The organism is Pseudomonas vancouverensis, from assembly GCF_004348895.1.
GTDB lineage: Bacteria > Pseudomonadota > Gammaproteobacteria > Pseudomonadales > Pseudomonadaceae > Aquipseudomonas > Aquipseudomonas vancouverensis.
The window spans coordinates 110,742-136,004 of record NZ_RRZK01000007.1; the positions used below are offsets into that span (position 1 = coordinate 110,742).

The following is a 25,263-nucleotide window of genomic DNA, read 5'->3' on the forward strand; positions in this document are numbered from 1 at the left end:
ATTTGCGATGCGGAGCTCAGCCAATGCCTACGTATTCACGCAACACAATCTTGATGGCCACTGATCAACAGCGATCGGTATTGAATACCCTTCACGCTAGCGGGATTAATGCCGTTGCCTATTCACCCTACGGCCATCGCCCGCCAGGAAATGGACTGCTTAGCCTGATCGGATTTAACGGGGAACTGCCAGAACCGCTGACCGGACATTATCTTTTGGGGAATGGTTACAGAGCCTTCAATCCAGTATTGATGCGGTTTAACAGTCCGGATACCTGGAGTCCGTTTGGGGATGGGGGATTGAATGCCTACATGTACTGCGCAGGTGACCCCGTCAATCGTGCGGATCCAACAGGACACATGTTCAAACTGCCAGCGGTTTCCAGCTTAATCGCTGATACGAGAACACTTGCCGCAACCCGCAATGTGGCAACCAAGACCCCAATTAAAATGGCGCCTATATCCGAGGTACCAGAAATCCCAAAAAAAGCAGCGACTAGCAGTGCTCAACCGGTTTTAGCAACGACGTTGAGTGCCAAAAAATCAGGCGCAATACAACGATCAGCTTCCAACGCTTTACCACGATCGGACGATATGTCCTTTCGCAAAGCACTGGATGAGGCAGTTGAAGGCAGTCGATCTATTACTATTCATTCTAGCGATCCTGGTCCTGCAACTACTCCTCCATCGCATCAGCCTCAGAAACCTCGACCATTTCGCACACGCAACAAAACTTCAATAGGAAACCAAAGGGACTTTGCGGACATTAAGGTCGCAGACGCCAGGTCCACCTTCATGGCCGATCAAACAACGCAAATCCGAAAGTCGTGAAGAGGCATCCTGAGCGCTTCAGCAATCCGGCTTGTCCGCCGTAAACCTTCTCGCCGGATTCACCGCCGCGCCAAACTCGCGCAACGCCTTCGCCCCGATCAGCAGCGGATAGTTGAAGCTGCTGCGATCGGTCAGGTTGACCTCGACCGTGCGCTTCACGTTGCCCAGGCACAATTCCAGGTCAACCACCGGCCGTTTGGTTGGCGCAGCCACTTCTTCGTCATCGTCCTCTTCGGAGCGGGTCTTGATCTTGCTGATCCGCGCGATCTTGTGCTCGTAGACCTGATTGCTCGCGTCCTTGGTGCCGAGACGGAAACGTACCCAGTCTTCGCCGTCACGCTTGAAGGTTTCGATGTCCTTGGCCGACAGTGACGCGGTCAGGGCGCCGGTGTCCATCTTGGCCTTGAGCACCTGCCCGCCGATTTCCGGCAGGGCGATGTATTCGTAACGTCCGTAGAGGGTCGGCTCGGCGGCCAGCACCGGCAGGGCGACGAGGGAGAGCACGGCAAGCAGGGATTTCACGTGATGGGCTTCCTTGGGAATGGGGCGTCAATCGCGGAATTTTAGACCGTCGTTCGAGGGTTCGTTCCCACGAGGTTAACGACCCGAATGTGAAACATTCGTCACCCCCGATTTGGCCTGTCGGCCGAAGCTGCTTATCATGGCGCGCCCAATGGTTTCCATGAGTGACTTATGCGCCGCCTGCTCACCGGCTGTTTCGTGACCCTGCTGCTTCTGCTCAACACCCTGGTCCTGATCGGACCGCTGATGGTGTTTGCCCTGCTCAAACTGGTTTTGCCCGGCCGCTTTCGTGACTACGCCTCGTGGTCGGTGATGTGGATCGCCGAGACCTGGTCGGAGATCGACAAACTGATTTTCCGCCTGTGTATTCCCACCCAATGGGATATTCGAGGCGGTGACGATCTGCGCCGTGACACCTCCTATCTGGTGATCAGCAACCATCAATCCTGGGTGGACATCCCGGCGCTGATCCAGACCCTGAACCGGCGTACACCGTTCTTCAAATTCTTCCTCAAGAAAGAACTGATCTGGGTGCCCTTCCTGGGCCTGGCGTGGTGGGCGCTGGATTACCCGTTCATGAAGCGCTACAGCAAGGCCTTCCTGGCCAAACACCCGGAACTGGCCGGCAAGGATCTGGAAATCACCAAGCAGGCCTGCGAGCTGTTCAAACGCCAACCGGTCACCGTGGTCAATTATCTGGAAGGAACGCGCTTCACCCACGCGAAAAGCCAACAGCAGCAATCACCCTTCACCCATCTGCTCAAGCCCAAGGCCGGTGGCGTGGCCTTTGTACTGGCGGCAATGGGCGAACAGCTCGACGCCCTGCTTGATGTCACGGTGGTGTACCCGCAGCAGAAGATTCCGGGGTTCTGGGACCTGATCAGTGGCCAGGTGCCAAAGGTCATCATTGATATCCGCACCCGCGAACTCGACCCTGCGCTGTCCCAAGGCGATTACGAAAACGATTCGGTGTTTCGCGAGAAAATCCAGAACTGGGTCAACCAGCTCTGGATCGAGAAAGATCAACGTATCGAAGCATTGCGCTCCGAGCGTCGCTGAATCAACTGCCGCTGCCAACGCCCCAGATACTGCCCAGGCTGTTCAGCAGCGAACCGCCGACGCCTTGCTGACCGAGGTATTGCAGGATTACCGGGGCAAACTGGCCGACCATGCCGCTGTCCATGCCCAGTGCACTGAAGGCGTTGTTCAGGTCAGTGGTGTTCTTGACGTTGCCCACTGCATTGTCCAGGCCAGCAGCCTTGCCGCTGGAACCGAGCAGACCGGCCAGCGCCCCCAGCTCACCACCACCGGACAGTTTGTCGATCCCAGGCACGCTTTTGGCCAGCTGCGAATAATCGGTCGAACTCAGCTGATTTTTGGCCAGCCCGAGCATTGCGCTGGTGCCACCGACGGCTTGCTGCGGGGTCACGTCCAATTTGGTCAGGGCACCCAGCAGGTCCGCGGTTTGTGGGGTTGGTGCGGCGGCGGTGGCGGCGTTACCGCCCTGCATGCTCGACGCAGCCTTGGTCACGTCGTCCAGGCTGAAGCCTGCGAAGACCGGGCCGGCCGCCACCGAGAGCAGCGAAGCCAGTACAAAACCGCGTGAAATCTTCATCCAGACATCCTCTTGTCATGACACCGCCCGGCAGTGGGCGGCAAAAAAACTGTGCTTTCGACTGGCAACCCCAAGGATTGTTCCCGCACGGCCCTTGTAGGAGCGAGCTTGCTCGTACAGGGACTACCGTCGCTAAAAAAGATTAACCGTGCACTGCATCCAGTCTAGCCCGCCCCGCGTATATCAAGCACGGACAGACATTCCTGGCCGAACCTCCCCACTAGGATGCTCACCATGAAACGCACTTCGATCAAAACGCCGTTGATTGCCAGCCTGCTGACTCTGGCCCTTGGTGGCGGGTTCGCCATCAGTACCGTGCAAGCGGCGGACATGAGCCACGATACCGTGATGGTCGGTGGCCAGAGCATGATGCCGAGCAAGGACATCGTCGATAACGCGGTGAATTCCGCTGACCACACCACCCTGGTCGCCGCCGTCAAAGCCGCCGGCCTGGTTGATACCCTCAAAGGCAAAGGCCCGTTCACCGTGTTCGCCCCGGTCAACTCGGCCTTCGCCGCCCTGCCCGCCGGCACCGTCGACAATCTCCTCAAACCCGCGAACAAGGCAACGCTGACCCACATCCTCACGTACCACGTGGTCGCCGGCAAACTCGACATGATGACCCTGGCCGCGAAGATCAAGGCCGGTGGCGGCAAGGCCGAACTCGACACCGTCTCCGGCGGCAAGCTGTGGGCGATGATGAACGGCCCGCACAACATCACCATCAAGGATGAAAAAGGCGACGTCGCCGACATCACCACCTATGACGTGTACCAGTCCAACGGCGTGATTCAGGTCATCGACAAAGTACTGCTGCCGAAAAGTTGAGCAGTAGCGTCGGCCTCGCGCATCGGGGCCGGCGCTTTTTTCGAGGTGTCCGCCCGTGAATGGAACAACTGCGCGTCGTGAACTACCCTCTGCCTGCAACCGGCACCGCTCGCAGCCCACAGCCGCTACCTCGATTGTCTGGAGAACCGCTATTTCCATCGCCGACGCCGATCAGCTCAGGCAATTGCTGGCCCAATGTTCATTGGGCGACCGCCGTGCGTTCGAAACGCTGTACCGCAGCGTCGGCCCGCGTTTGCACGGTGTGGCCCTGCGCTTCATGGGGCGCCCCGACCTCGCCGAGGAAGTGCTGCAGGAAAGTTTTGTGCGCATTTGGCACAACGCCTCGCGTTACGAGGCGCATCTGTCGGCGCCGATGACCTGGATGATCAACATCACCCGCCATCAGGCCATCGATCAACTGCGCAAACATCGCGACCGACCACTGACCGAGATGGAAGAGCAGGCGCTGGAGGATGAAGGCCCGTCCGCCCATGAACAACTGAGCAGCGACCGCGAAGCCCGCGAGCTGAATCGCTGCCTGGACACCCTGGAAGGCATGCAGCGCCAATCGATCACCGTCGCCTACTTTCAGGGCCTGTCATGCTCGGAACTGGCCGATCATCTGGCGGCACCGCTGGGCTCGGTGAAATCCTGGATTCGCCGGGGCATGGAACGCCTGCGCAGGTGCCTTGAATCATGAACTACCAGACCCCCACCCTGCGCCGCGCCCTCGCTGCCGACTACGCCATCGGCCTGATGTCATCCGCCGCCCGCCGTCGCTTTGAACAGCTGCTGCTCGATGACGCAGCCCTGCGTTCAGAGCTGGCGCAATGGCAGGAAAGCCTCGCCAGCCTGACTGACGCCGTGGCCGAACAACCGGTACCGGATCGCGTCTGGCACGGCATCACCTCACGGATCGATCCGCAAGAATTGCACGTGCCGCAAAAACGACCGTTCTGGAACTGGCTGCGGGTGACCATGGCGGTCTGCTCGCTGGTCATCGCCGTGGCATTGGGCGTGATCTATACCCGCGACGAGGTTCGCTACAGCGCCACCCTGGCCAGCGCCGATGCCAAGCCTGCCTTGCGCGTTCAGGCGCACGCCGACTACCTGCAGGTTGAACCGCTGACACTGGCGGCCATCACGCCGGAACAAAGCCTGGAACTGTGGGCGATACCCGCCGACGGCAAGCCGATTTCCCTCGGCGTGATTCCCGCGGGCGGCAAAGGCAATGTTGAGCTGAACGAGGCGCAGAAAGCGCTGATCGGCAAACCGATTGCGCTGGCGGTCAGTCTGGAGCCGAAGGGCGGCTCACCAACCGGGCAGCCGACAGGGCCGGTGTTGTATCAAGGGGCGTTGGCAGCACGTTGACACTATCAGTTCTGCTAGTAGGCAACCCCCGCCAACTGCGCGACAGTGAATCCCTGAATTGACTAACACTTCAGGGGTCCACGACCATGCCGTCCAACCGCGAAACCCTGCTCTGCCGCTACCACTACGACCCACTGGATCGCCTGGTCGATTGCACGCCTTCAGCGCAGGCCAGTGCCCAGCGTTTCTACCTGAAGGATCGTCTCGCCACCGAGATTCAGGGTGCAGTGCGGTACTCGATCATGCAGCACGACGCTCAACTGCTGGCGCAGCAACAACGCCAGACCAGTGCCACAGAAACCCGACTGCTCGCCACCGATCAACAGCGTTCGGTGTTGAACGCGCTCGATGCCGCACGTCCCCATCCCCTCGCCTATTCGCCCTACGGTCATCGCAGGGTAGAAAACGGATTGCTCAGCCTGCTCGGTTTCAACGGCGAACGGCCGGATCCGGTGACGGGGTGGTATTTGTTGGGGAAAGGGTATCGGGCGTTTAATCCGGTGTTGATGCGGTTTAACAGCCCGGACAGTTGGAGTTCGTTTGGGGAGGGTGGGGCGAATGCGTATGCGTATTGTGTGGGGGATCCGGTCAATCTTGTTGATCCGACAGGGCACATTGGAAATCCATTTAAGGGACTCCTGAATTTATTGGGACGCACACCTAGCAGGGCTCGATCGAATCTAACCAATAATGTCGCAGTTCAATCCCACGTAGGTTCCTCGAACTCTCGAGTAAGCCTGAGCTCTTTAGATGGGCCACCTCCCTACTCTGTTGAAGCATCTGCAACTGATGTTTTTGGGAGAACGTCGAGAGGGGAAAACGGGGTACCACTACCCACCTATATCCAAAGTCAAACGGATCTCCGAGTATTCCCAAACAACGAAAGTAATAGAGCAGCGCTTTCGGGAAATCAAAGTACTAGCACACCTAACCTAGAAGCTGCGCCGCCTTACGTCAGAAATGTTCATAAAAAAAACCTACAAATTGACCGACAGCTCAAAGAGCTCGCTGAGCACCGCCAGCGAATTCGTGATAATACACGTGGTATTCAACCTGAATTACTTGGCCAAGGAATTCGAGACACCCTTAAATCTATAAAAGATGATAGACGAAGACTAAAAGCACTAAAAAATCAAATATAGGACTATCAAGGGACATTGGAGCTAGCGTTAAAAGGGAAGTATTAAGCCATCCCTTTTAACGCCGTCATCAATCTTACGCCGCACTAAACATCTTATGCGGATCAATCACAAACTTCTTCGGCACACCCGCATCGAACTCGCCATAGCCCTGCGGCGCCTGATCCAGGCTGATCACCTGCACCCCCACCACTTCAGCGATGTTGATACGGTCCCACATGATCGCCTGCATCAATTGGCGGTTGTACTTCATCACCGGGGTCTGGCCGGTGTGGAAACTGTGGGATTTGGCCCAGCCCAGACCGAAGCGGATGCTCAGGCTGCCCATTTTCGCAGCGGCATCCACCGCACCCGGGTCTTCAGTGACGTAGAGGCCGGGAATACCGATCTTGCCCGCAACACGCACCACACCCATCAGCGAGTTGAGCACGGTGGCCGGGGCTTCGTGTTTCACGCCGTCATGACCATGGCCGCGGGCTTCGAAGCCGACGGCGTCGATGGCGCAGTCCACTTCCGGTTCGCCCAGCAGCGCGGCGATCTGTTCGTGCAGCGGAGTATCGAGGGACAGGTCGGCGATTTCGAAACCCTGGGCCTTGGCGTGGGCCAGGCGCACGGTATTGACGTCACCGACGATGACCACTGCCGCACCGAGCAGCCGAGCGGATGCGGCGGCAGCCAGACCGACAGGGCCGGCACCGGCGATGTACACGGTGCTGCCCGGGCCGACGCCGGCAGTGACTGCGCCGTGGTAACCGGTGGGCAGAATGTCCGAGAGGCAGGTCAGGTCACGGATTTTCTCCATGGCGCGATCGCGGTCCGGCAGTTTCAGCAGGTTGAAGTCGGCGTACGGCACCATGGCGTACTCGGCCTGACCTCCAGTCCAGTCACCCATGTCCACGTAACCATAAGCACCACCCGGGCGCGCCGGGTTGACGCTCAGGCACACGCCGGTGTGCATCTCCTTGCAGGAACGGCAGCGCCCGCAAGCAACGTTGAACGGCACCGACACCAGGTCACCGATTTTCAGGTTCTCGACGTCGCTGCCCTTCTCGATCACTTCACCGGTGATTTCGTGACCCAGCACCAGACCGGTTTGCGCCGTGGTACGCCCGCGCACCATGTGCTGATCGGAACCACAGATGTTGGTGGACACCACGCGCAGGATCACACCGTGCTCAATCTTCCTGCCACGCGGGTCCTGCATTTTCGGATAGTCGATCTTCTGCACTTCGACCTTGCCAGCGCCGAGATACACCACACCACGATTGCCAGACATGCTTTCACCTCGCTGTTGTTTTTATGGAATCGCGTTGCCCAGGCAGGCAGCGCGTAAAGTGCTCGGGTACAGATGCTGATGCTTGTCTTGTGTTGCCTGTCAGGGCCTCATCGCGAGCAAGCTCGCTCCCACAATGGATCTGGGTGAACACAGGATTTGTGAATGGCACAAAACCTTGCTCGCGATGGCGACCTAAAGAACGACGGTACGATTGGCGTTGAGAAACACCCTTCTTTCGATGTGATACCCCACCGCCCGCGCCAGCGTCAGGCCTTCAATGTCACGCCCCTTGGCGATCAGGTCTTCGGGGTAATGGCTGTGATCCACCACCTCGACACCCTGGGCAATGATCGGCCCTTCATCGAGATCGTTATTGATGTAGTGCGCCGTGGCGCCGACCAGTTTTACGCCTTTGTTGTAGGCCTGATGATACGGTTTGGCGCCCTTGAAACCGGGCAGCAGGGAGTGGTGGATATTAATTGCCTTGCCATCGAGCTTGCGACACAACTCCGGCGACAGCACCTGCATGTAGCGCGCAAGAATCACCAGTTCCGCACCGGACTCTTCGATGACTTGCCACACCTGACGCTCCTGGGATGGCTTGTCGTTCGGGTCCAGCGGGAAGTGGTAGTACGGAATCTGGTGCCAGTCGGCCAGCGGCTTGAGGTCCGGGTGGTTGGAGACGACGGCGGCGACATCCATCGACAACTGGCCGATGCGCTGGCGATAGAGCAAGTCGTTGAGGCAGTGATCGGCCTTGGAGACCATGATCACCACTTTCGGTCGGTAGTGCGGCGGGGTCAGCTCGAAGACCATGCCGAAGGCTTCACCACGCTCGGCGAGACCTGCGCGGAATGACTGTTCGTCGAAGCCGTCGGGTTGGCGGAATTCCACACGAATGAAGAAACGCCCCGAGAGGCGATCATCGAAGGAATGGTGCTCGGTGACGTAGCAGCCCTGCTCGAACAGAAAGCGGGTCACCGCGTCCACGGTGCCGAGCACGCTGGGGCAGTCGGCGGTCAGAATCCATGTGTCTGGGGCGCGGCTCATGGTGCGGTGACTCCTTTTACAAATCTGCTGGTCACAAAGAACCCTGTGGCGAGGGAGCTTGCTCCCGTTCGACTGCGAAGCAGTCGCACACCTTGTATCCGCGTTCTTTCTGAAGGAAAGCTAATGCCGATCTTGGGGTCGCTTCGCAACCCAACGGGAGCAAGCTCCCTCGCCACAAAAAGCAGTCATCAGCCAAATCAGGCCTGAACGCTAAGCCCGTACTCAGCCGACGCATCCTGCAGCCACAACCACCAGTAATCCGAGAAGCTGCGGCGGATCAGCAACTCCCAGGTGTCTTCGGCAGTGTGGCGAATCATCAGCTGCGACTTGGCGAACACGGTGCCGACAGCTTTGCCCACCGGAAAATTGTTCGGGTGCACGTCGTAGCTGGTGGACTTCATCAGCACCTGGCGCACGTTCGGCCCGCTCAGTTCGAGGACCTGCTGTCCGCCGCTGACGTTGACGATCGCGATGTGCAAATCACCGAGCGCTTCACGCAGTTTCTGCTCGGCGGCGAATTCCTCGCCGGTCGGGACGATCAGCAGCCACTCATCCGGGCCCATCCATTGCAGGCTGGTTTCACCTTTGACGACGACGCTAAGCGCACCCGGCAATTCGATGCCCAGGGCCTTATGCACACCGGCGGCGAATGCGGCATCGTGGCCATCGCCACGAAGGGTCAGGTGGCCGAGGAGTTTTTTCTCGCGCACGGTCACGCCGGCACTCTTGCGCCCCTTGCCCACCAGGCTGGCAAGGTCGGCGTGATGCAACGACGACTCGGCACGGGCCCCGGAGGTTGGGCGTTGTTGGTAAACATTGGCGGCTGTCATAAAGCACCTGTTCTGGATTCTGTTGGTTCTGGACTCTGTAGTGGCTGTAATGCCGCCATCACGAGCAAGCTCGCTTCCACAGTGCCTAACACAAATTTCTCTGGTGACTCCAATCCCGTGGGAGCGAGCTTGCTCGCGATGGCGCCAGCAGCCCTCCCACAAAATTGAAGGTACTTAAACGTTCTGCCGCTCACCCTTCGGATCGAAGAACACCGAAGACACGATTTCCGCCTCGATCACGCTGCCATCGGCCAACGGTGCAAACACCCGCTCACCCATCCGCTGCAAGCCGCCCTTGACCACGCCCATGGCAAACGAATAACCAAGGGAGTTGTGCGCATAACTGGAGGTCACGTGGCCGACCATGGTCATCGGGATCGCCTGCTTGGTGTTGAACACTAGCTGTGCACCTTCCGGCAGCCATTTGGTCGGGTCGATCGGCTTGAGACCGACGAGCTGCTTACGTTGATCGCGCACGCAGTCTTCACGGTTCATGCCGCGCCAGCCGATCCACGAGAACGGTTTGGTGCGCCCCACGCACCACCCCATGTTCAGGTCGTCCGGGGTCATCGAACCGTCGGTGTCCTGGCCGACAATGATGAAACCCTTCTCGGCCCGCAGCACGTGCATGGTTTCGGTGCCGTACGGCGTCAGGTTGTACTTCTTGCCCGCGTCGACGATTTTTTCCAGCACGCCCATGGCGTAGTCGGCCTGCACGTTGACTTCGTACGACAGCTCACCGGTAAACGAAATACGGAACACCCGCGCCGGCACACCGCCGACCTCGCCTTCTTTCCAGGTCATGAACGGGAAGGCTTCGTTGCTCAGGTCGATGTCGGTGACTTCGCTGAGCAGCTTGCGGCTGTTCGGCCCGGACAGGGTCATGGTCGCCCAGTGGTCGGTCACGGAAGTGAAGTAGACCTTCATGTCCGGCCATTCGGTCTGGTGGTACAGCTCCAGCCATTGCAACACGCGAGCCGCGCCGCCAGTGGTGGTGGTCATGACGAAATGGTTGTCGGCAAGACACGCGGTCACACCGTCGTCGAAGACCATGCCGTCTTCCTTGCACATCAGGCCGTAGCGGGCCTTGCCCACGTCAAGCTTGGTCCAGGCGTTGGTGTACACGCGGTTAAGGAACTCGCGGGCATCGGGGCCCTGGATGTCGATCTTGCCCAGGGTCGAGGCGTCCAGCAGGCCGACGCTGTCGCGCACGGCCTTGCACTCGCGCTTCACCGCGGCATGCATGTCTTCACCGGATTTCGGGAAGTACCACGGACGTTTCCACTGGCCGACGTCTTCGAACTCGGCGCCGTTTTTCAGGTGCCATTGATGCAGTGCGGTGTAACGCACCGGCTCGAAGATGTGCCCACAGTGACGACCGGCCACAGCGCCGAAAGTCACTGGCGTGTAGTTCGGACGGAACATGGTGGTGCCCATCTGCGGGATGGTCACGTTCAGTGAACGGGCGGCAATGGCCAGGCCGTTGACGTTGCCGAGCTTGCCCTGGTCGGTGCCGAAGCCCAGCGCGGTGTAGCGCTTGACGTGCTCGACCGATTCGAAGCCCTCGCGGGTCGCCAGTTCGATGGCGGCGGCGGTGACGTCGTTCTGCAGGTCGACGAATTGCTTCGGCGCTCGTGCGGTGTTCTTTTCATGGGGCACCTGGAACAGCGCCAGGGTCGCTTCTTCGAGGCGGCTCAGGGCTTTCGGCAAGGTGCCTTCGACCACGCTGAAACCGGCTTCACTGGCAGCACGGGCGCCACCTTCGAAACCATCGGCGAGGGAATCGCCGAGGCCGTAGACGCCGTTGATGCCACCGACGCACACGCGTTTCTGCGGAGCTTCACCTGGTACGAAACCGAGGATGTCTTCACGCCAGATCGGCTTGCCACCCAAGTGCGAAGCCAGGTGAACCACCGGGCTGTAGCCACCGGAGCTGGCCACCACGTCGCATTCGAGCCATTCGCCCGGGCTGGTCACAGCGTGGGCCTTGACGTCGATGGCGGCGACACGGGCACCGGTGACGTGCTTGCTGCCACGGGCCTCGATCACGGCACTGCCGGTGAGGATGCGAATCCCCTTGGCGCGGGCTTCTTCCACCAGCGCGCCACGCGGGTTGTGACGAGCATCGGCGATGGCCACCACTTGCAGGCTGGCGTCGAGCCAGTCCAGCGCCACGCGGTAGGCGTGATCGTTGTTGGTGCTCAGCACCAGCTTCTTGCCCGGGGCCACGCCGTAGCGGCGCACGTAGGTCGAGATGGCGCCGGCGAGCATGTTGCCCGGCACGTCGTTGTTGCCGTAGACCAGTGGACGCTCATGGGCGCCGGTGGCCAGCACCACACGCTTGGCGCGAACCCGGTGGATGCGCTGACGCACCTGGCCAATCGGCGCGCGATCGCCGAGGTGATCGGTGAGGCGCTCGTGAATGGTCAGGAAGTTATGGTCGTGGTAACCGTTGACCGTGGCCCGCGGCAACAGCAGCACGTCCGGGGTATTTTTCAGTTCGTCGATGACGCTGGCGACCCAGTCCATCGCCGGTTTGCCGTCGAGGCTTTCGCGGGAATCGAGCAGGCTGCCGCCGAACTCTTCCTGCTCATCGGCGAGGATCACCCGGGCACCGCTGCGTGCAGCCGCCAGAGCCGCCGCCAGGCCAGCGGGACCGGCGCCGACGATCAGCACGTCGCAGTGCTGGTTCATGTAGTCGTAGGTGTCCGGATCGACTTCGGTCGGCGAACGACCGAGGCCCGCAGCCTTACGAATGTACTTCTCGTAGGTCATCCAGAACGATTGCGGGTACATGAAGGTTTTGTAGTAGAAACCCGGCGGCATCAGCTTGCCGCCGACCTTGCCGAGAATGCCCATCATGTCGTTGTTCACGCTTGGCCAGCCGTTGGTGCTGGTGGCGACCAGGCCCTGGTACAACGCCTGTTGCGTGGCACGCACGTTGGGAATCTGGGTGGCTTCGGTGGCGCCGATCTGCAGCACCGCGTTCGGCTCTTCGGCACCGGCGGCGAAGATGCCGCGGGGGCGGGAATACTTGAAGCTGCGACCGATGATGTCGACGCCATTGGCCAGCAGCGCAGCCGCCAGGGAATCACCTTCGAAGCCTTTGTAGTTCTGGCCGTTGAAGGTGAAGCTCAAGACTTTGTTGCGGTCGATCCGTCCACCGTTGGACAGGCGATTGACTTGGCTCATACCTTCTCTCCCAGAGCCGTGCTGGCCGCTTTCGGGCTATCGGTCTTGTCGGTGAATTGCGGCTTGGTGCCGATCTTGTAGGTTTCGAGAATCTCGTAGGTCACGGTGTCGCGGGTGACGTTGAAGTACTGACGGCAACCGGCAACGTGGTCCCACAACTCGTGGTGCAGACCCCGCGGGTTGTCGCGGAAAAACATGTAGTCGCCCCACTCCTCGTCGGTGCAGGTGTTCGGGTCCAGCGGGCGCGGGATGTGCGCCTGGCCGGATGCGTGGAATTCCTCTTCGGAGCGCAGTTCGCCGCAGTGAGGACAGAAGATATGCAACATAGGAAAGTTCTCCTGTTAGTGGGCGACGGCAGCAGCGCCGTGTTCGTCGATCAACGCACCGTTGTGGAAACGGTCGATGGAGAAAGGCGCGGCCAGCGGGTGCATTTCACCCTTGGCCAGGCTCGCGGCAAACACGTTGCCCGAGCCAGGCGTGGCCTTGAAGCCACCGGTGCCCCAACCGCAGTTGAAGAACATGTTCGGTACCGGCGTCTTGGAGATGATTGGGCAGGCATCAGGCGTGGTGTCGACGATGCCGCCCCACTGACGATTCATGCGCACGCGGGACAGGATCGGGAACATCTCGACGATGGCCTGGATGGTGTGCTCGATCACCGGGTACGAACCACGCTGGCCGTAGCCGTTGTAGCCGTCGATGCCGGCGCCGATCACCAGGTCGCCCTTGTCGGACTGGCTGATGTAGCCGTGCACGGCGTTGGACATGATCACACTGTCGATGATCGGTTTGATCGGCTCGGACACCAGCGCCTGCAGCGGGTGGGACTCGATCGGCAGACGGAAACCGGCGAGTTTGGCCATGTGTCCGGAGTTACCGGCCGTGACCACGCCAACACGCTTGGCGCCGATGAAACCCTTGTTGGTTTCGACACCGATGCACACGCCGTTTTCCTTGCGGAAACCGATCACTTCGGTCTGCTGGATCAGGTCCACGCCCAGTGCATCGGCGGCCCGGGCAAAGCCCCAGGCCACGGCATCGTGACGGGTCACGCCGCCGCGACGTTGCACGGTCGCGCCCATCACTGGGTAGCGGGTGTTCTTCGAGCAGTCGAGGTACGGAATCTCATCGGCCACTTGTTGTGCGTTGAGCAGTTCGCCGTCGACACCGTTGAGGCGGTTGGCGCTGACCCGACGCTCGGAATCACGAATGTCCTGCAGGGTGTGGCACAGGTTGTAGACGCCACGCTGGGAGAACATCACGTTGTAGTTGAGGTCCTGGGACAGGCCTTCCCACAGTTTCATCGCGTGTTCGTACAGGTGCGCCGACTCGTCCCACAGGTAGTTGGAACGCACGATGGTGGTGTTGCGCGCGGTGTTACCGCCACCCAGCCAGCCTTTCTCGACCACGGCGACGTTAGTGATGCCGTGCTCCTTGGCCAGGTAATAGGCGGTCGCCAGACCATGCCCGCCACCGCCGACGATGACCACGTCATAGACCTTTTTCGGGGTCGGCGTACGCCACATTTTCTGCCAGTTTTCATGGTGGCTGAGGGAGTGTTTGAAGAGGCCGAAGCCCGAGTAGCGTTGCATAGTCATTTACTCCAAAACCGAACTCAGCGATAAACCGGGAAGTCCGCGCACAGGGCCGCCACTTGCTGGGCCACGTTGGCCTCGACATCGGCATCGCCGAGGTTGTCGAGGATGTCGCAGATCCAGCCGGCCAGGGTTTCGCACTGTGCAACCTTGAAGCCACGCGTGGTCACCGCCGGAGTGCCGATACGCAGGCCGGAGGTCACGAACGGCGACTGTGGATCGTTGGGCACGGCGTTCTTGTTCACGGTGATATGGGCACGACCGAGGGCGGCATCGGCGTCTTTGCCGGTCAGGCCCTGACGGATCAGGCTGACCAGGAACAGGTGGTTATCGGTGCCGCCGGACACTACATCGTAGCCACGTTTGATAAATACGCTCGCCATCGCCTGGGCGTTGTCGATCACTTGTTGCTGGTAAGCCTTGAAGCCAGGCTCAAGGGCTTCCTTGAAGCACACCGCCTTGCCGGCGATCACATGCATCAGCGGGCCACCCTGGGCGCCGGGGAATACCGCGGCGTTGAGTTTCTTCTCGATCTCTTCGTTGGACTTGGCCAGGATCAGCCCACCACGCGGGCCACGCAGGGTCTTGTGGGTGGTGGTGGTGACCACGTCGGCGTAAGGCAGCGGGTTCGGATACAGACCGGCGGCAACCAGGCCGGCGACGTGGGCCATGTCGACGAACAGCAGCGCACCGACCTTGTCGGCGATCTGGCGGAAGCGCGGGAAGTCGAGGGTCTTGGAGTAGGCCGAGAAACCGGCAACGATCATTTTCGGTTTGCACTCGACCGCCAGGCGCTCGACTTCGTCGTAATCGATCAGGCCGGTCTTGGTGTCGATACCGTATTGCACGGCGTTGTACAGCTTGCCCGAGGACGACACCTTGGCACCGTGGGTCAAGTGACCGCCGTGGGCCAGGCTCATGCCGAGAATGGTGTCGCCTGGCGAAATCAGCGCGAGGTACACGGCGCTGTTGGCCGAAGAACCGGAATGCGGCTGGACGTTGGCGTAATCAGCGCCAAACAGTTGCTTGGCGCGTTCGATGGCCAGGGCTTCGACCTTGTCGACGTGCTCGCAACCACCGTAATAACGCTTGCCCGGATAACCTTCGGCGTACTTGTTGGTCAAACCGCTGCCCTGGGCCTGCATGACGCGTTTGCTGGTGTAGTTCTCTGACGCGATCAGCTCGATGTGATCTTCCTGGCGTTGCTCCTCGGCATTCATCGCCGCCAGCAGTGCATCGTCGTAACCCTGGATCTGGTCTTGCTTGCTGAACATCGCGTCTCTCCCAGCGGCGGCGGTGCGCCATTCGTCTCGGTGAGGCACGTGCCTTTCGGCAGTGCCCTTTGGATGCGATGGTATGACCGGCGCAGACAGCCCAGATGCCTATGGACGCCACGCAAAGGTGCGTTTACGACATGGCGGGAAATGGACGCAGCACACTCGATCTTCGGACCTGTAGAGATCCCTTGTGGGAGCAAGCTTGCTCCCACGGGGTTTGTGTCCTCCTCTAGACGGCTGCCAAGGTCAGGCAAGGAATTGGCGCAAAGCCAGCAGCATGAGGAAATGCAGCGGATACAGCGCATACGCCCAACGTCGCATCGGTGGTGGTTTTACGCCCTTGGCGTGTCGCAACAGGAACAGTCCGAGCCATGGCGCAATCAGGCAGGTGATGACTGCCGGAATGGCCGCGATGTTGCCTTGGCGCGCCGCGTAATACAGCACCTGCCACTGGTTCGATGCCAGACAGACCAGCCCCGCCAGCAAGGCGAAATACCAGGCTCGACGAAACACCAGCAACAGCACCAGCGGCAACATCACACCGAAGAAGCCGAACATCAGCCACGAGGAGAAAAGCGCCGCCAGCAGCACGGCGCTGATAGCCAATAATCGTGCCTGCAAGGTCGGGTTCTGCCAGCCACGCGCCACCAGCAGACCGAGTACCAGCGTAGGCATGACGTTCAACGTGTCGTGTTCGGCAATAAACATCCGGTAAGGAATTTCACTCAGCGCGGCAAACAGCACCAACCACCCCAGGTAACGCCAGCGACCATCGGTCTTCCCGGCGGGCGCACGGTCCAGATTGGCCGCCATCGCCAGGCAGAACCAGGGAAACGCCAGACGCCCCGGCACATACAACAAATCGACGGAGTAACCGACATATCGCAGGTGATCGAGCACCATGCTCAAAAGCGCCAGCCACTTGAGCAGATCCAGCGCCCCGTCCCGCTGATTCAAAGACATAGCCTTGTCTATCGTCGCGTGCATAATTGCCCTTTGAGCGTGTATTTTCCTGATAGCAACATCCCGTGTGCTCACCTGACGATCTTGGGCAGAGTGCACCCCTCATTGACCACGGTACGCCTCACCATAGGCGTTCCGACCACGGAAGCAGGCCATGACCGACAAGAGCCAACAATTCGCCAGCGACAACTATTCCGGCATCTGCCCTGAAGCCTGGACTGCCATGGAGCAGGCCAACCACGGCCACCAGCGCGCTTACGGCGACGACGAATGGACCGCCCGCGCCTCCGACGGTTTCCGCAAACTGTTCGAAACCGACTGCGAAGTGTTTTTCGCCTTCAACGGCACTGCCGCCAACTCGCTGGCCCTGTCGTCGTTGTGCCAGAGTTACCACAGCGTGATCTGCTCGGAAACCGCCCACGTCGAAACCGACGAATGCGGCGCCCCGGAGTTCTTCTCCAACGGTTCGAAACTGCTGATCGCCCGCACCGAAAACGGCAAGCTGACCCCGGATTCGATCCGCGAAGTCGCGCTCAAGCGCCAGGACATTCACTACCCGAAACCCCGCGTCGTGACCCTGACCCAGGCCACCGAAGTTGGCAGCGTCTACACCCCGGACGAAATCCGCGCCATCAGCGCCACCTGTAAAGAACTGGGCCTGAACCTGCACATGGACGGCGCGCGCTTCTCCAACGCCTGCGCGTTTTTGGGTTGCACGCCTGCCGACCTGACCTGGAAAGCCGGTGTTGACGTGCTGTGCTTCGGCGGCACGAAAAACGGCATGGCGGTGGGCGAGGCGATTCTGTTCTTCAACCACAAGCTGGCCGAAGACTTCGACTACCGCTGCAAGCAGGCCGGTCAGCTGGCTTCCAAGATGCGCTTCCTGTCGGCACCCTGGGTCGGCATTCTGGAAAACGACGCCTGGCTCAAATATGCCCATCACGCCAACCGCTGCGCGCAATTGCTGGCTGAACTGGTCAGCGACATTCCAGGGGTGGAACTGATGTTCCCGGTGCAGGCCAACGGCGTGTTCCTGCAACTCTCGGAACCGGCCATCGCCGCGCTGACCGCCAAGGGCTGGCGCTTCTACACCTTCATCGGCAACGGCGGCGCACGTTTCATGTGCTCGTGGGATACCGAGGAAGAGCGGGTGCGGGAGCTGGCGCGGGATATCCGTGAAGTGATGACCGCTTAACACCGATCCCCTGTGGCGATGGAGCTTGCTCCCGCTGGGCTGCGAAGCGGCCCCAAGATTTCGCGACTGCTGCGCAGTCGAACGGGAGCAAGCTCCCTCGCCACAGAAGCATCCTGACACGCCTTCTGACTCTGACTCTCAAACGCTTCGTCTACATTGTTTGGCGAGCCCCGGCTCTCATAACAACAATCAGGAGCGTTCGCATGTCATTGCAAGGAAAAACCCTGTTCATCACCGGCGCCAGCCGTGGCATCGGCCGCGAGATTGCGCTGCGCGCCGCCCGCGACGGCGCCAACATAGTGATTGCGGCGAAAAGCGCCGAACCCCATGCGAAACTGCCGGGGACGATTTTCAGTGTCGCCGAAGAGGTGCAAGCCGCCGGGGGCAAGGCGCTGGCCTTGCAGGTGGATGTCCGCGATGAAGACGCGGTACGAGCAGCACTGGCCCAGGCCAACGAGCATTTCGGCGGCATTGATGCGCTGGTCAACAACGCCGGGGCGATCAAGCTGACCGGGGTCCAGCACATCGAGCTCAAGCGCTTCGACCTGATGCACCAGATCAACACCCGTGCCGTGCTGCTGTGCAGCCAAGCCGCCCTGCCCTATCTGAAAAAATCCGCCGGACACATCCTCAACCTCTCTCCGCCGCTGAACCTGGCAACCAAGTGGTTCGCCCAGTACAGCCCCTACACCGTGACCAAATACGGCATGAGCATGCTGACACTGGGCATGAGCGAGGAATTCCGGAACTACGGGATCAGCGTCAACTCACTGTGGCCGCAGACGATGATCGCCACCGCCGCCATCGAGTTTCAGCTGGGATCGAGGGAGTCGTTCAAGCATGCGCGCACACCGGCGATCATGGCCGATGCAGCCCATGTGATTCTGAGCAGTACTGATCGCAGCCTGACCGGGCGCCTGATGATTGATGAGGAGATACTGCGGGAACATGGCGTGAGCGAATACGACCACTACCGCTTCAAGCCCGACAGCCACGACAAGTTGATGACTGATCTGTTTGTCGATTGAAAGCCCCATCCCTCTGTAGGAGCGAGCATGCTCGCGATGGTCAACAGAACAACACGGGGCATCAGACTTCCCGCGTTATCGTTGACGTCCATCGCGAGCATGCTCGCTCCTACAGTGGGTTCGCCGAGATCAAAACTCGATCCGCACATCCCCCTTCGGCACGCTGCAGCACGACAGGATGAACCCGTCGGCTTCGTCTTCCTCGGTGATCCCGCCGTTGTGATCCATCTCCACTTCACCACCCAGCTTCAATACCTTGCAGGTGCCGCAGATGCCCATGCCGCAGGCTTTCGGAATCATCAGGCCGACCTTGGCCGCAGCCGCATGAACAGTCTCGCCCGGGGCCACGCGAATGCTCTTGCCCGAGGTGATGAATTCCACCTGGTGCAGATCCGCAGCATCCACTTCCGGTGCGTCGGCGGCCTGTTCGGCCTGCTCCACCGCATCGGCGCGGGCTTCCGCTGGCGTGGCGCCGAAAGATTCTTCGTGATAGCGCTTCATGTCGAAGCCGGCGGCTTCCAGCAGGCGTTTGACCGCGTTCATGTATGGCGTCGGGCCGCAGCAGAACACTTCACGCTCAAGGAAATCCGGCACCATCAGTTCCAGCATCTTGTGATTCAGGTAACCGCGATAGCCGGCCCAGGGCTCGCCCAGGCCATGTTTTTCGCAAATCAGGTGCAGGCTGAAGTTGTCGATCCGCGACGCCATGTGCTCCAGCTCGCGGTGATAGATGATGTCTTTTGGCGAACGGGCGCTGTGGATAAACGTCATGTCGACATTGGCGTTGGTGTCGTAGAACCAGCGCGCCATGGACATGCACGGGGTGATCCCCACGCCGCCGCTGAGGTAGAGGACTTTCGGGCTGGGGAAGTCGATGGCGTTGAACAAACCGACCGGCCCGTGCACGGCCAGTTCCTGACCTTCGTGCAGGGTGTCGTGAAGCCAGTTCGAAACCCGCCCGCCCGGCACGCGCTTGATGGTCACGGAAAAGCTGTAGGGTACCGATGGCGAGCTGGAAATGGTGTAGGAGCGCATGATCGGCTCACCTTCGATTTCCAGTTCCAGGGTGACGAATTGCCCCGGCTTGAAAAAGAACAGGATCGGCTGATCGGCCATGAAGCAGAAGGTGCGCACGTCCCAGGTTTCCTGGATGACTTTGACGCAACGGACGATGTGTCGACCATTGGCCCAGGTCTGGGTGGTTACCGGGTTCAGGAAGTTGTTGGACATGCTCATCTCCACGGCCGACTGTCGGCCTTCATGTTGCCGATTCTGCGTATAGCGCGAACCGCCCATTTACCTATCTGCGACATTGACATGCTTATCGCGACCAGCCCCCAACGACCGGGCCTTGCGCGTCGGGAACAGATTGCACCATGTCGCCCATGGATAAGGTTCTGGCCCTCGCCGGCCCCACACTCGCCACAACAGATAACCGCTGTTTTTTTGTCTTGCGTCGCACAACCGTAGCCACAATTCGCCGGCCACACTGAATGGCCATGAGGACTAAATCGATGGACGTCACCACTACCCTGAGCCTGGGCGATCCGCTGGAGCCCGCACGCAAGGCCACCGCGCAGATGCTGCAAGAGCGCGAACGCACGTTCTCGCTGCCGCAGCCGTTCTACTCCGACGAACGCCTGTTTGATATCGACATGCAGGAAATCTTTCAGAAAGAGTGGTTGATCGCCGGCATGACCTGCGAAATCCCGGCCAAGGGCAACTACCTGACCCTGCAGATCGGCAAGAACCCGATCATCGTCATTCGCGGTGCCGAGGGTGTGGTGCATGCGTTCCACAACGTCTGCCGTCACCGTGGTTCACGCCTGTGCACCAGCGACAAGGGCAAGGTCGCCAAGCTGGTTTGCCACTACCACCAGTGGACCTACGAGCTGGACGGCCGCCTGCTGTTCGCCGGCACGGAAATGGGCGACGACTTCGACATGAAGCAGTACGGCCTCAAACCTGTGAACGTGAAGACCGCTGGCGGCTACATCTTCGTCAGCCTTTCGGAGAACCCGCCGGCCATCGATGACTTCCTGTCGACGCTCAACCATTACATGGAACCGTACGACATGGAGAACACCAAGGTGGCGATTACCACCACCTTGATGGAAAAGGCCAACTGGAAACTGGTGCTGGAAAACAACCGCGAGTGCTACCACTGCAACGCCTCGCACCCGGAACTGTTGAAAACCCTGCTGGAGTGGGACGACGTCACCGATCCGCGCGCCGACCAGGCGTTCAAGGATCACGTCGCCGCCTCGGCCGCTGCCTGGGAAGCCGAGAAGATCCCTTACGCTCACGCCAGTTTCGGCCTGCGTAACCGCATCGTGCGCATGCCGCTGCTCAAGGGCACCGTGTCGATGACCATGGATGGCAAGCAGGGTTGCGCCAAGCTCATGGGCCGCATCAAGAACCCGGACCTGGGCTCGATGCGCATCCTGCACTTGCCGCATTCCTGGAACCACTGCATGGGCGATCACATCATTGTGTTTACCGTGTGGCCGATCAGCGCTCAGGAAACCATGGTCACCACCAAGTGGATCGTGCACAAGGACGCCGTTGAAGGCGTGGACTACGACGTCGAGCGCATGCGCAAGGTCTGGGACGCCACCAACGACCAGGACCGCCGCCTGGCCGAAGAAAACCAGCGCGGGATTAACTCCGTTGCCTACCAGCCGGGGCCGTACTCCAAGACCTACGAGTTTGGTGTGGTGAACTTCGTCGACTGGTACAGCGAACGCTTGCTGAACAACCTGGGGGCCGAGCCGGCGCCTTACCTCAAGGGTGTTCCGGTGCAAGGCTAAAATCAAAAGCTTCGCGAGCAAGCTTGCTCCCACACTGGATCTGTGTTGTTCACAAATCCCCTGTGGGAGCGAGCTTGCTCGCGATAGCACCTTCAGTTTCTCCGCCTATCTAGAACTGTACGAAATATGATCTATTTCGTTCCGCGCTATACCCGCCGCAGCTCCCAGCCTTCCGCAAACAAGTTATCCACATCTCCACCCACAGCAAATGGGGACAACTGTGCAAAGCCCCGCAGTTTTTTCCACACAAACCAAAGAAAATCCGTGACTTATCGGCAATGCCGATTTTGAAAGGCAACTGGTCATTTATTGATCAGCGCCTTGAAAGCCACGCCGTACATGGCTTACAGACGATGGCGAACACCTTATCCACAGAAGCGCCAACAGACTTTGGGGGCAACTTCAAATGCTCTGTGGAAAACCGCTGAAAGCCTTGAAAAATCAGCACTTGAGCAGCGCTCAACCGCCCAATCAAGCAATTTGATCAAATATTGACCAACCTCACGTAAGTGCCGATTTATATGGCCTACAGCCGATAGCGAACATCTTATCCACAGAAGCGCCAACAGAGATTGGGGGCAAGTGTGGATGACCCTCCGCACTTATCCCGTTGAAAAAGCATGGAAAAACCCTCGCCACCGCTGGTTGTTTTTCGATCAAGGCCTTGCAGGGCTTGATCTGTGTGGAGTGCAGCGAGGCGCAAACATGTTATCCACAGATCCACCAACAGCGATTGTGGGTAAACACCTGGGATATTCAAATCCTGTTGAGGCAGGAGTGGCCGGACTCGATATCCAGATGCAGTTCAAAGTCATTGAATGCACGCCAGCCCAGTAATATGGAAGGAACGTAATGCCCCGCCACCCACGATGGCGGAAGGGTGAAGCCAGGGAAGTACTTGTAAGTGACTGGCAAGGCAGTACCCCGCATCGCCAACACCCCTTGAACGCTTTGATAGCGTGTACGGTCAGGGCCTTGTGTCGGAGAATTACCAGGCCTTATCGCGCTGGCACCAACCTGATCGCCGAGGGTGGCTGTGGTCAAGTAATCAATGTTCCCGGTATCGATAATCGCCCGCGTTGCCCGGCGATCCAGCCAGGCCTCCACCAACAGGCGCTGGTTGAGGTCCTGACGGGAATAGGTAATCGGCGTATCGCATCGCACAGAGAGCGGTGGATTGAGTTCCAGCGCCCTCCTGGTGATTCTCAGCGGCCCCAACTTGCTGATCAGGTCCAGCCCGAGCAGGTTCTCGCGGTCACTGACAAATACCAGGACGTTCCTGAACTCACGGTGCCCCACCCTCAGCGACGCCAGGATGCCAAGCCTGGCAGGTAGCGCTTTTTCACCATAAAACGTGCTGTAGCGATAAGACGCGTCGGGTAACAGGCGGATGCCCATGAGTTTGGCGGTGGCGGCATTGACCCGGGTCTGCGGCGCGCCGGTATCCAGGACGAACCGCGTCGTTGCGCCATTGGCCGCATCGACATCGACAAAAGGCAATACCTCCTCGGCGAAGTAGGCGTCTTTGGCATAGGGATGGATCGGCAGCACTTCGGGTTGTCTCGGCCCCCTGACGGAAAACTCGCCCGTCGCGGCCAGGATCGCCAATGACTGGTCGCCAAACATGGAAAACAGCGGCTTCAGATCGGCATCGGCTTCAATCGCCCGGCCGTGTCTGCGCTGGATCGCCAGATAGTATTCGGGGAGCTGGTTGGCGGCCTTGGCCTCGAGCATTCTGGCGAACACCGTCACGGCACATTTGAGGTGCGCGGCCTCTCCCAGCACGTTTTCGCACTGTTTCTTCAATTGCGCGAGAGAGGCCCTTTGACCGGGCTCTGAGACAAGCCAGCGGTAAAAATCCACGCCGGATGCCGCAGGTACATCAGATGCAAACGCTACGGGTGCACCCAACAGCCCCGCCCAGATTATCAGGTACTGACCTAAAGCCCTCATCTTCAACCCACATATTAAAACCGGGTTGACGACCATATGGTGATTGCGTAATAGCGCCTGAGCATCGTGACTCTCCCATGGATAGCACCTGAAAAAACTCTAGTTCAGCGCCAAAGGATCAGGCGTTACAATTGGGTAGTCTGCGACGCGCCCGATGTACTCGGATGTCTTATAACTCGTGCTTCCTCCCGGATGTCTTGCAGGTGTGCGGCAGTAAGCGGCACCTGCCCCATGGGACGTCTTCGAAGCAGGTTGTAACCCGACACCTCTTTAAGTGATTCAGCTGCCACCGCGATTAAGGATTGGCCGTTTGCGCGAGCTTTTGCCAAGGTTGTCCGAGCCAGATTCACGCTGGTAGTGAAGCCACCAATGAAAGTCGAAGCCTGGCTGAGGGCATTTCCCCCAACGGATACAGCCTGGATAGCATTTGGCACGATTGCGGAGAATGCAGCGGGGATGCCAAGAGGTCGTACGGCTACGGCTGAAACGCCGCCATAAAAACCGAATATATTGGCCACCCGCGCACTTAGATCCAATGTCTGCCCGTTTACAATTGCGGCAGCCGTCCTGATAGTCGGCGCGGCTGCGAACAGCCCTCCCACTGCGATCCCGATGGCCTGGCCGACTACGGAAACCCACCATTGCCCCGCAGGGTCGACTCGGTTAACGGGAGAACCACCACAGTACACATAAGCATTGCCTCCCCCTTTTCCAAAAGGGCTCAACCGATCCGGACTGTGAAACCGCATCAACGCAGGGTTATAGACCCGATGACCATTGCCCAGGTGATACCAGCCGCTAGACCGTTCCTTGAATTTTCCATTGAAGCCCAGCTGTGTCCCAGCTTGAAATGGACTGCTTTGCGTTCCGTAAGGGGAATAGGCGAAGGGGTTGGGACCGCTGCTGTCCAGTTCGGCGAGCACGCTTTGTTGCAGGTCGATAGCCAACAACAAGCTTCGGGTCACTCGCCGCGGCGATGCAGAAGGCTGATCAACTCGTTGGGGCTGGCAAGATACAGGCATCAGGAGCTTCTCGGGTACGACGTGACCGACCCGCTGTGCCACGCCTGATTCGAGGTTGAACCGCCGAGCAGGCTGGTTGGCAAAACGGGTATCGAATGATCAACACCCTAACAAACCACCCTTAAACCCGATACTGGCAGTTCTGCTAGTGTCGCCCACCAAACATCGGCTTGGGCAGATGCATCAGGTAAGCCTCACCCGTGACCCGGATCATCGGATGCGGCGTGATCTGGCAGGTGTCGACGATGTGAAAGCCATGGCGTTCGTAGAAACGCCGGGCGCCGGTGTTGACGGCATAGTCAATCAGGCTCAGGCCTTTGAGGTCGAGCTGGCTGGCGCGTTCTTCGGCGTAGGCCAGGAACCGTTTGCCCAACCCACGATTGCGCCAACCTTCGTGCAGCGCGAGGCTGGAAATGTAGAGGGTGTCGGGGATTTCCATCGTGGCATAGGGCGCCAGCACCGGATCGCTGACGGGCGCTGCAAACGGATCGTGGCGCATCACATAGCTGTGCATCATGCCAATGACCTGACCCTCGGCCTCGGCGATCAGGCAGTTCTGATAGGAGAAATCCACATCCTCGCGAGCATAGCGAATCGCACCGACATCCAGCAGATCCTGACCAGGTTCGGCGATCTGGCTCCAGATGTAATCGGCGCAACCTTCAGAGGAAATCTGAAACAGGCGAGCAATCTCGCGCGCATCCGCACGCACTGCAGATCGAAATTCAACATCCATTGAACAGCACTCCTGAAAACCAAAAGAGCGC

General features: G+C 59.6%; 23 protein-coding genes. 9 read left to right on the top strand and 14 right to left on the bottom strand.

Annotation, left to right across the window (positions count from 1 at the left end):
• Window positions 1-23 precede the first annotated feature (23 nt).
• The gene (locus tag EIY72_RS04880) at window positions 24-830 is read left to right on the top strand and encodes an RHS repeat-associated core domain-containing protein (protein ID WP_093229399.1); all 807 of its coding nucleotides are present in this window, start codon (window positions 24-26) and stop codon (window positions 828-830) included.
• Window positions 831-848: 18 nt separating this feature from the next.
• Here the strand turns inward: EIY72_RS04880 and rloA2 are convergent, their stop codons facing one another.
• The gene (gene rloA2 / locus EIY72_RS04885) at window positions 849-1,352 is read right to left on the bottom strand and encodes a retropepsin-like aspartic peptidase RloA2 (protein ID WP_093229396.1); all 504 of its coding nucleotides are present in this window, start codon (window positions 1,350-1,352) and stop codon (window positions 849-851) included.
• A gap of 171 nt (window positions 1,353-1,523) precedes the next feature.
• Here rloA2 and EIY72_RS04890 point away from each other — a divergent pair, with 171 nt between their 5' ends.
• Entirely contained in the window at window positions 1,524-2,411 is an 888-nt protein-coding gene (locus EIY72_RS04890) for an acyltransferase (protein WP_093229394.1), read from the top strand.
• A 1-nt stretch (window position 2,412) separates the two neighbouring features.
• Here the strand turns inward: EIY72_RS04890 and EIY72_RS04895 are convergent, their stop codons facing one another.
• Complete coding sequence (locus EIY72_RS04895; protein ID WP_093229391.1) at window positions 2,413-2,967, bottom strand: DUF2780 domain-containing protein; 555 nt, start codon at window positions 2,965-2,967, stop codon at window positions 2,413-2,415.
• A 234-nt stretch (window positions 2,968-3,201) separates the two neighbouring features.
• Here EIY72_RS04895 and EIY72_RS04900 point away from each other — a divergent pair, with 234 nt between their 5' ends.
• From EIY72_RS04900 to EIY72_RS30080, 4 genes are all read left to right on the top strand, one after another.
• Window positions 3,202-3,795 carry a fasciclin domain-containing protein gene (locus tag EIY72_RS04900; RefSeq protein ID WP_093229388.1) on the top strand — a complete coding sequence of 198 codons (594 nt, stop codon included), beginning with the start codon at window positions 3,202-3,204 and terminating at the stop codon, window positions 3,793-3,795.
• Between the two features lie 55 nt (window positions 3,796-3,850).
• Complete coding sequence (locus EIY72_RS04905) at window positions 3,851-4,495, top strand: sigma-70 family RNA polymerase sigma factor (RefSeq protein ID WP_093229385.1); 645 nt, start codon at window positions 3,851-3,853, stop codon at window positions 4,493-4,495.
• On the top strand, window positions 4,492-5,166 hold the full coding sequence (locus EIY72_RS04910) for an anti-sigma factor (RefSeq protein WP_093229382.1): 675 nt from the start codon (window positions 4,492-4,494) through the stop codon (window positions 5,164-5,166). The genes EIY72_RS04905 and EIY72_RS04910 overlap by 4 nt, the downstream gene beginning before the upstream one ends.
• Before the next feature lie 86 nt (window positions 5,167-5,252).
• The gene (locus EIY72_RS30080) at window positions 5,253-6,308 is read left to right on the top strand and encodes an RHS repeat-associated core domain-containing protein (protein ID WP_231985513.1); all 1,056 of its coding nucleotides are present in this window, start codon (window positions 5,253-5,255) and stop codon (window positions 6,306-6,308) included.
• Window positions 6,309-6,381: 73 nt separating this feature from the next.
• Here EIY72_RS30080 and fdhA read toward each other — a convergent pair whose 3' ends face one another.
• The 8 genes from fdhA to EIY72_RS04960 form a co-directional block, all read right to left on the bottom strand.
• Entirely contained in the window at window positions 6,382-7,581 is a 1,200-nt protein-coding gene (gene fdhA, locus EIY72_RS04920) for a formaldehyde dehydrogenase, glutathione-independent (protein WP_093229379.1), read from the bottom strand.
• Between the two features lie 192 nt (window positions 7,582-7,773).
• Entirely contained in the window at window positions 7,774-8,631 is an 858-nt protein-coding gene (gene purU, locus EIY72_RS04925) for a formyltetrahydrofolate deformylase (RefSeq protein ID WP_093229376.1), read from the bottom strand.
• A gap of 197 nt (window positions 8,632-8,828) precedes the next feature.
• Complete coding sequence (locus EIY72_RS04935; protein WP_093229373.1) at window positions 8,829-9,461, bottom strand: sarcosine oxidase subunit gamma; 633 nt, start codon at window positions 9,459-9,461, stop codon at window positions 8,829-8,831.
• Window positions 9,462-9,635: 174 nt separating this feature from the next.
• A complete protein-coding gene (locus tag EIY72_RS04940) occupies window positions 9,636-12,653 on the bottom strand; it encodes a sarcosine oxidase subunit alpha (protein WP_093229370.1) in 3,018 nt (1,005 codons plus the stop codon).
• Window positions 12,650-12,979 (bottom strand): sarcosine oxidase subunit delta, encoded by a 330-nt coding sequence (locus tag EIY72_RS04945; RefSeq protein ID WP_046039383.1) that lies wholly within the window; start codon window positions 12,977-12,979, stop codon window positions 12,650-12,652. Before EIY72_RS04945 ends, EIY72_RS04940 begins: the two co-directional genes overlap by 4 nt.
• Before the next feature lie 15 nt (window positions 12,980-12,994).
• Window positions 12,995-14,245 (bottom strand): sarcosine oxidase subunit beta, encoded by a 1,251-nt coding sequence (locus EIY72_RS04950; RefSeq protein ID WP_093229367.1) that lies wholly within the window; start codon window positions 14,243-14,245, stop codon window positions 12,995-12,997.
• Window positions 14,246-14,268: 23 nt separating this feature from the next.
• Window positions 14,269-15,522 (bottom strand): serine hydroxymethyltransferase, encoded by a 1,254-nt coding sequence (gene glyA / locus EIY72_RS04955; RefSeq protein ID WP_093229364.1) that lies wholly within the window; start codon window positions 15,520-15,522, stop codon window positions 14,269-14,271.
• 249 nt (window positions 15,523-15,771) lie between these two features.
• Entirely contained in the window at window positions 15,772-16,488 is a 717-nt protein-coding gene (locus EIY72_RS04960) for a TraX family protein (RefSeq protein ID WP_093229361.1), read from the bottom strand.
• Between the two features lie 154 nt (window positions 16,489-16,642).
• Between EIY72_RS04960 and EIY72_RS04965 the strand changes: the two genes are divergently transcribed.
• Together EIY72_RS04965 and EIY72_RS04970 are read left to right on the top strand one after the other, a co-directional pair.
• On the top strand, window positions 16,643-17,683 hold the full coding sequence (locus tag EIY72_RS04965) for a threonine aldolase family protein (protein ID WP_093229358.1): 1,041 nt from the start codon (window positions 16,643-16,645) through the stop codon (window positions 17,681-17,683).
• A gap of 203 nt (window positions 17,684-17,886) precedes the next feature.
• On the top strand, window positions 17,887-18,711 hold the full coding sequence (locus tag EIY72_RS04970; RefSeq protein WP_093229355.1) for an SDR family oxidoreductase: 825 nt from the start codon (window positions 17,887-17,889) through the stop codon (window positions 18,709-18,711).
• Between the two features lie 129 nt (window positions 18,712-18,840).
• Here the strand turns inward: EIY72_RS04970 and gbcB are convergent, their stop codons facing one another.
• Window positions 18,841-19,941, bottom strand: coding sequence for a glycine-betaine demethylase subunit GbcB (gene gbcB / locus EIY72_RS04975; RefSeq protein ID WP_093229353.1), 1,101 nt, complete (start codon window positions 19,939-19,941; stop codon window positions 18,841-18,843).
• Window positions 19,942-20,225: 284 nt separating this feature from the next.
• Between gbcB and gbcA the strand changes: the two genes are divergently transcribed.
• Window positions 20,226-21,521: a glycine-betaine demethylase subunit GbcA gene (gene gbcA / locus EIY72_RS04985; protein WP_093229343.1), complete on the top strand. Its 1,296-nt coding sequence runs from the start codon at window positions 20,226-20,228 to the stop codon at window positions 21,519-21,521.
• Window positions 21,522-22,277: 756 nt separating this feature from the next.
• On the opposite strand, the gene EIY72_RS04990 is transcribed toward gbcA, so the two are convergent.
• The 3 genes from EIY72_RS04990 to EIY72_RS05000 form a co-directional block, all read right to left on the bottom strand.
• Window positions 22,278-23,510 (bottom strand): retropepsin-like aspartic protease, encoded by a 1,233-nt coding sequence (locus tag EIY72_RS04990; RefSeq protein ID WP_231985512.1) that lies wholly within the window; start codon window positions 23,508-23,510, stop codon window positions 22,278-22,280.
• A gap of 89 nt (window positions 23,511-23,599) precedes the next feature.
• On the bottom strand, window positions 23,600-24,421 hold the full coding sequence (locus tag EIY72_RS04995; protein WP_157720950.1) for an RHS repeat-associated core domain-containing protein: 822 nt from the start codon (window positions 24,419-24,421) through the stop codon (window positions 23,600-23,602).
• A 220-nt stretch (window positions 24,422-24,641) separates the two neighbouring features.
• Window positions 24,642-25,232: a GNAT family N-acetyltransferase gene (locus EIY72_RS05000; RefSeq protein ID WP_093229337.1), complete on the bottom strand. Its 591-nt coding sequence runs from the start codon at window positions 25,230-25,232 to the stop codon at window positions 24,642-24,644.
• Window positions 25,233-25,263 lie beyond the last annotated feature (31 nt).

Excerpts from the sequence above, each read along its gene's own strand:
- EIY72_RS04935 (WP_093229373.1), bottom strand. The coding sequence starts at position 9,461 with ATGACAGCCGCCAATGTTTACCAACAACGCCCAACCTCCGGGGCCCGT.
- EIY72_RS04950 (WP_093229367.1), bottom strand. The coding sequence starts at position 14,245 with ATGCAACGCTACTCGGGCTTCGGCCTCTTCAAACACTCCCTCAGCCAC.
- EIY72_RS04900 (WP_093229388.1), top strand. The coding sequence starts at position 3,202 with ATGAAACGCACTTCGATCAAAACGCCGTTGATTGCCAGCCTGCTGACT.
- EIY72_RS04890 (WP_093229394.1), top strand. The coding sequence starts at position 1,524 with ATGCGCCGCCTGCTCACCGGCTGTTTCGTGACCCTGCTGCTTCTGCTC.
- EIY72_RS04940 (WP_093229370.1), bottom strand. The coding sequence starts at position 12,653 with ATGAGCCAAGTCAATCGCCTGTCCAACGGTGGACGGATCGACCGCAAC.
- EIY72_RS04960 (WP_093229361.1), bottom strand. The coding sequence starts at position 16,488 with ATGTCTTTGAATCAGCGGGACGGGGCGCTGGATCTGCTCAAGTGGCTG.
- gbcB (WP_093229353.1), bottom strand. The coding sequence starts at position 19,941 with ATGTCCAACAACTTCCTGAACCCGGTAACCACCCAGACCTGGGCCAAT.
- gbcA (WP_093229343.1), top strand. The coding sequence starts at position 20,226 with ATGGACGTCACCACTACCCTGAGCCTGGGCGATCCGCTGGAGCCCGCA.
- EIY72_RS04965 (WP_093229358.1), top strand. The coding sequence starts at position 16,643 with ATGACCGACAAGAGCCAACAATTCGCCAGCGACAACTATTCCGGCATC.
- fdhA (WP_093229379.1), bottom strand. The coding sequence starts at position 7,581 with ATGTCTGGCAATCGTGGTGTGGTGTATCTCGGCGCTGGCAAGGTCGAA.
- EIY72_RS04895 (WP_093229391.1), bottom strand. The coding sequence starts at position 2,967 with ATGAAGATTTCACGCGGTTTTGTACTGGCTTCGCTGCTCTCGGTGGCG.
- EIY72_RS04990 (WP_231985512.1), bottom strand. The coding sequence starts at position 23,510 with ATGGTCGTCAACCCGGTTTTAATATGTGGGTTGAAGATGAGGGCTTTA.
- EIY72_RS04880 (WP_093229399.1), top strand. The coding sequence starts at position 24 with ATGCCTACGTATTCACGCAACACAATCTTGATGGCCACTGATCAACAG.
- purU (WP_093229376.1), bottom strand. The coding sequence starts at position 8,631 with ATGAGCCGCGCCCCAGACACATGGATTCTGACCGCCGACTGCCCCAGC.
- EIY72_RS04945 (WP_046039383.1), bottom strand. The coding sequence starts at position 12,979 with ATGTTGCATATCTTCTGTCCTCACTGCGGCGAACTGCGCTCCGAAGAG.
- EIY72_RS05000 (WP_093229337.1), bottom strand. The coding sequence starts at position 25,232 with ATGGATGTTGAATTTCGATCTGCAGTGCGTGCGGATGCGCGCGAGATT.
- EIY72_RS04970 (WP_093229355.1), top strand. The coding sequence starts at position 17,887 with ATGTCATTGCAAGGAAAAACCCTGTTCATCACCGGCGCCAGCCGTGGC.
- glyA (WP_093229364.1), bottom strand. The coding sequence starts at position 15,522 with ATGTTCAGCAAGCAAGACCAGATCCAGGGTTACGACGATGCACTGCTG.
- EIY72_RS04910 (WP_093229382.1), top strand. The coding sequence starts at position 4,492 with ATGAACTACCAGACCCCCACCCTGCGCCGCGCCCTCGCTGCCGACTAC.
- EIY72_RS30080 (WP_231985513.1), top strand. The coding sequence starts at position 5,253 with ATGCCGTCCAACCGCGAAACCCTGCTCTGCCGCTACCACTACGACCCA.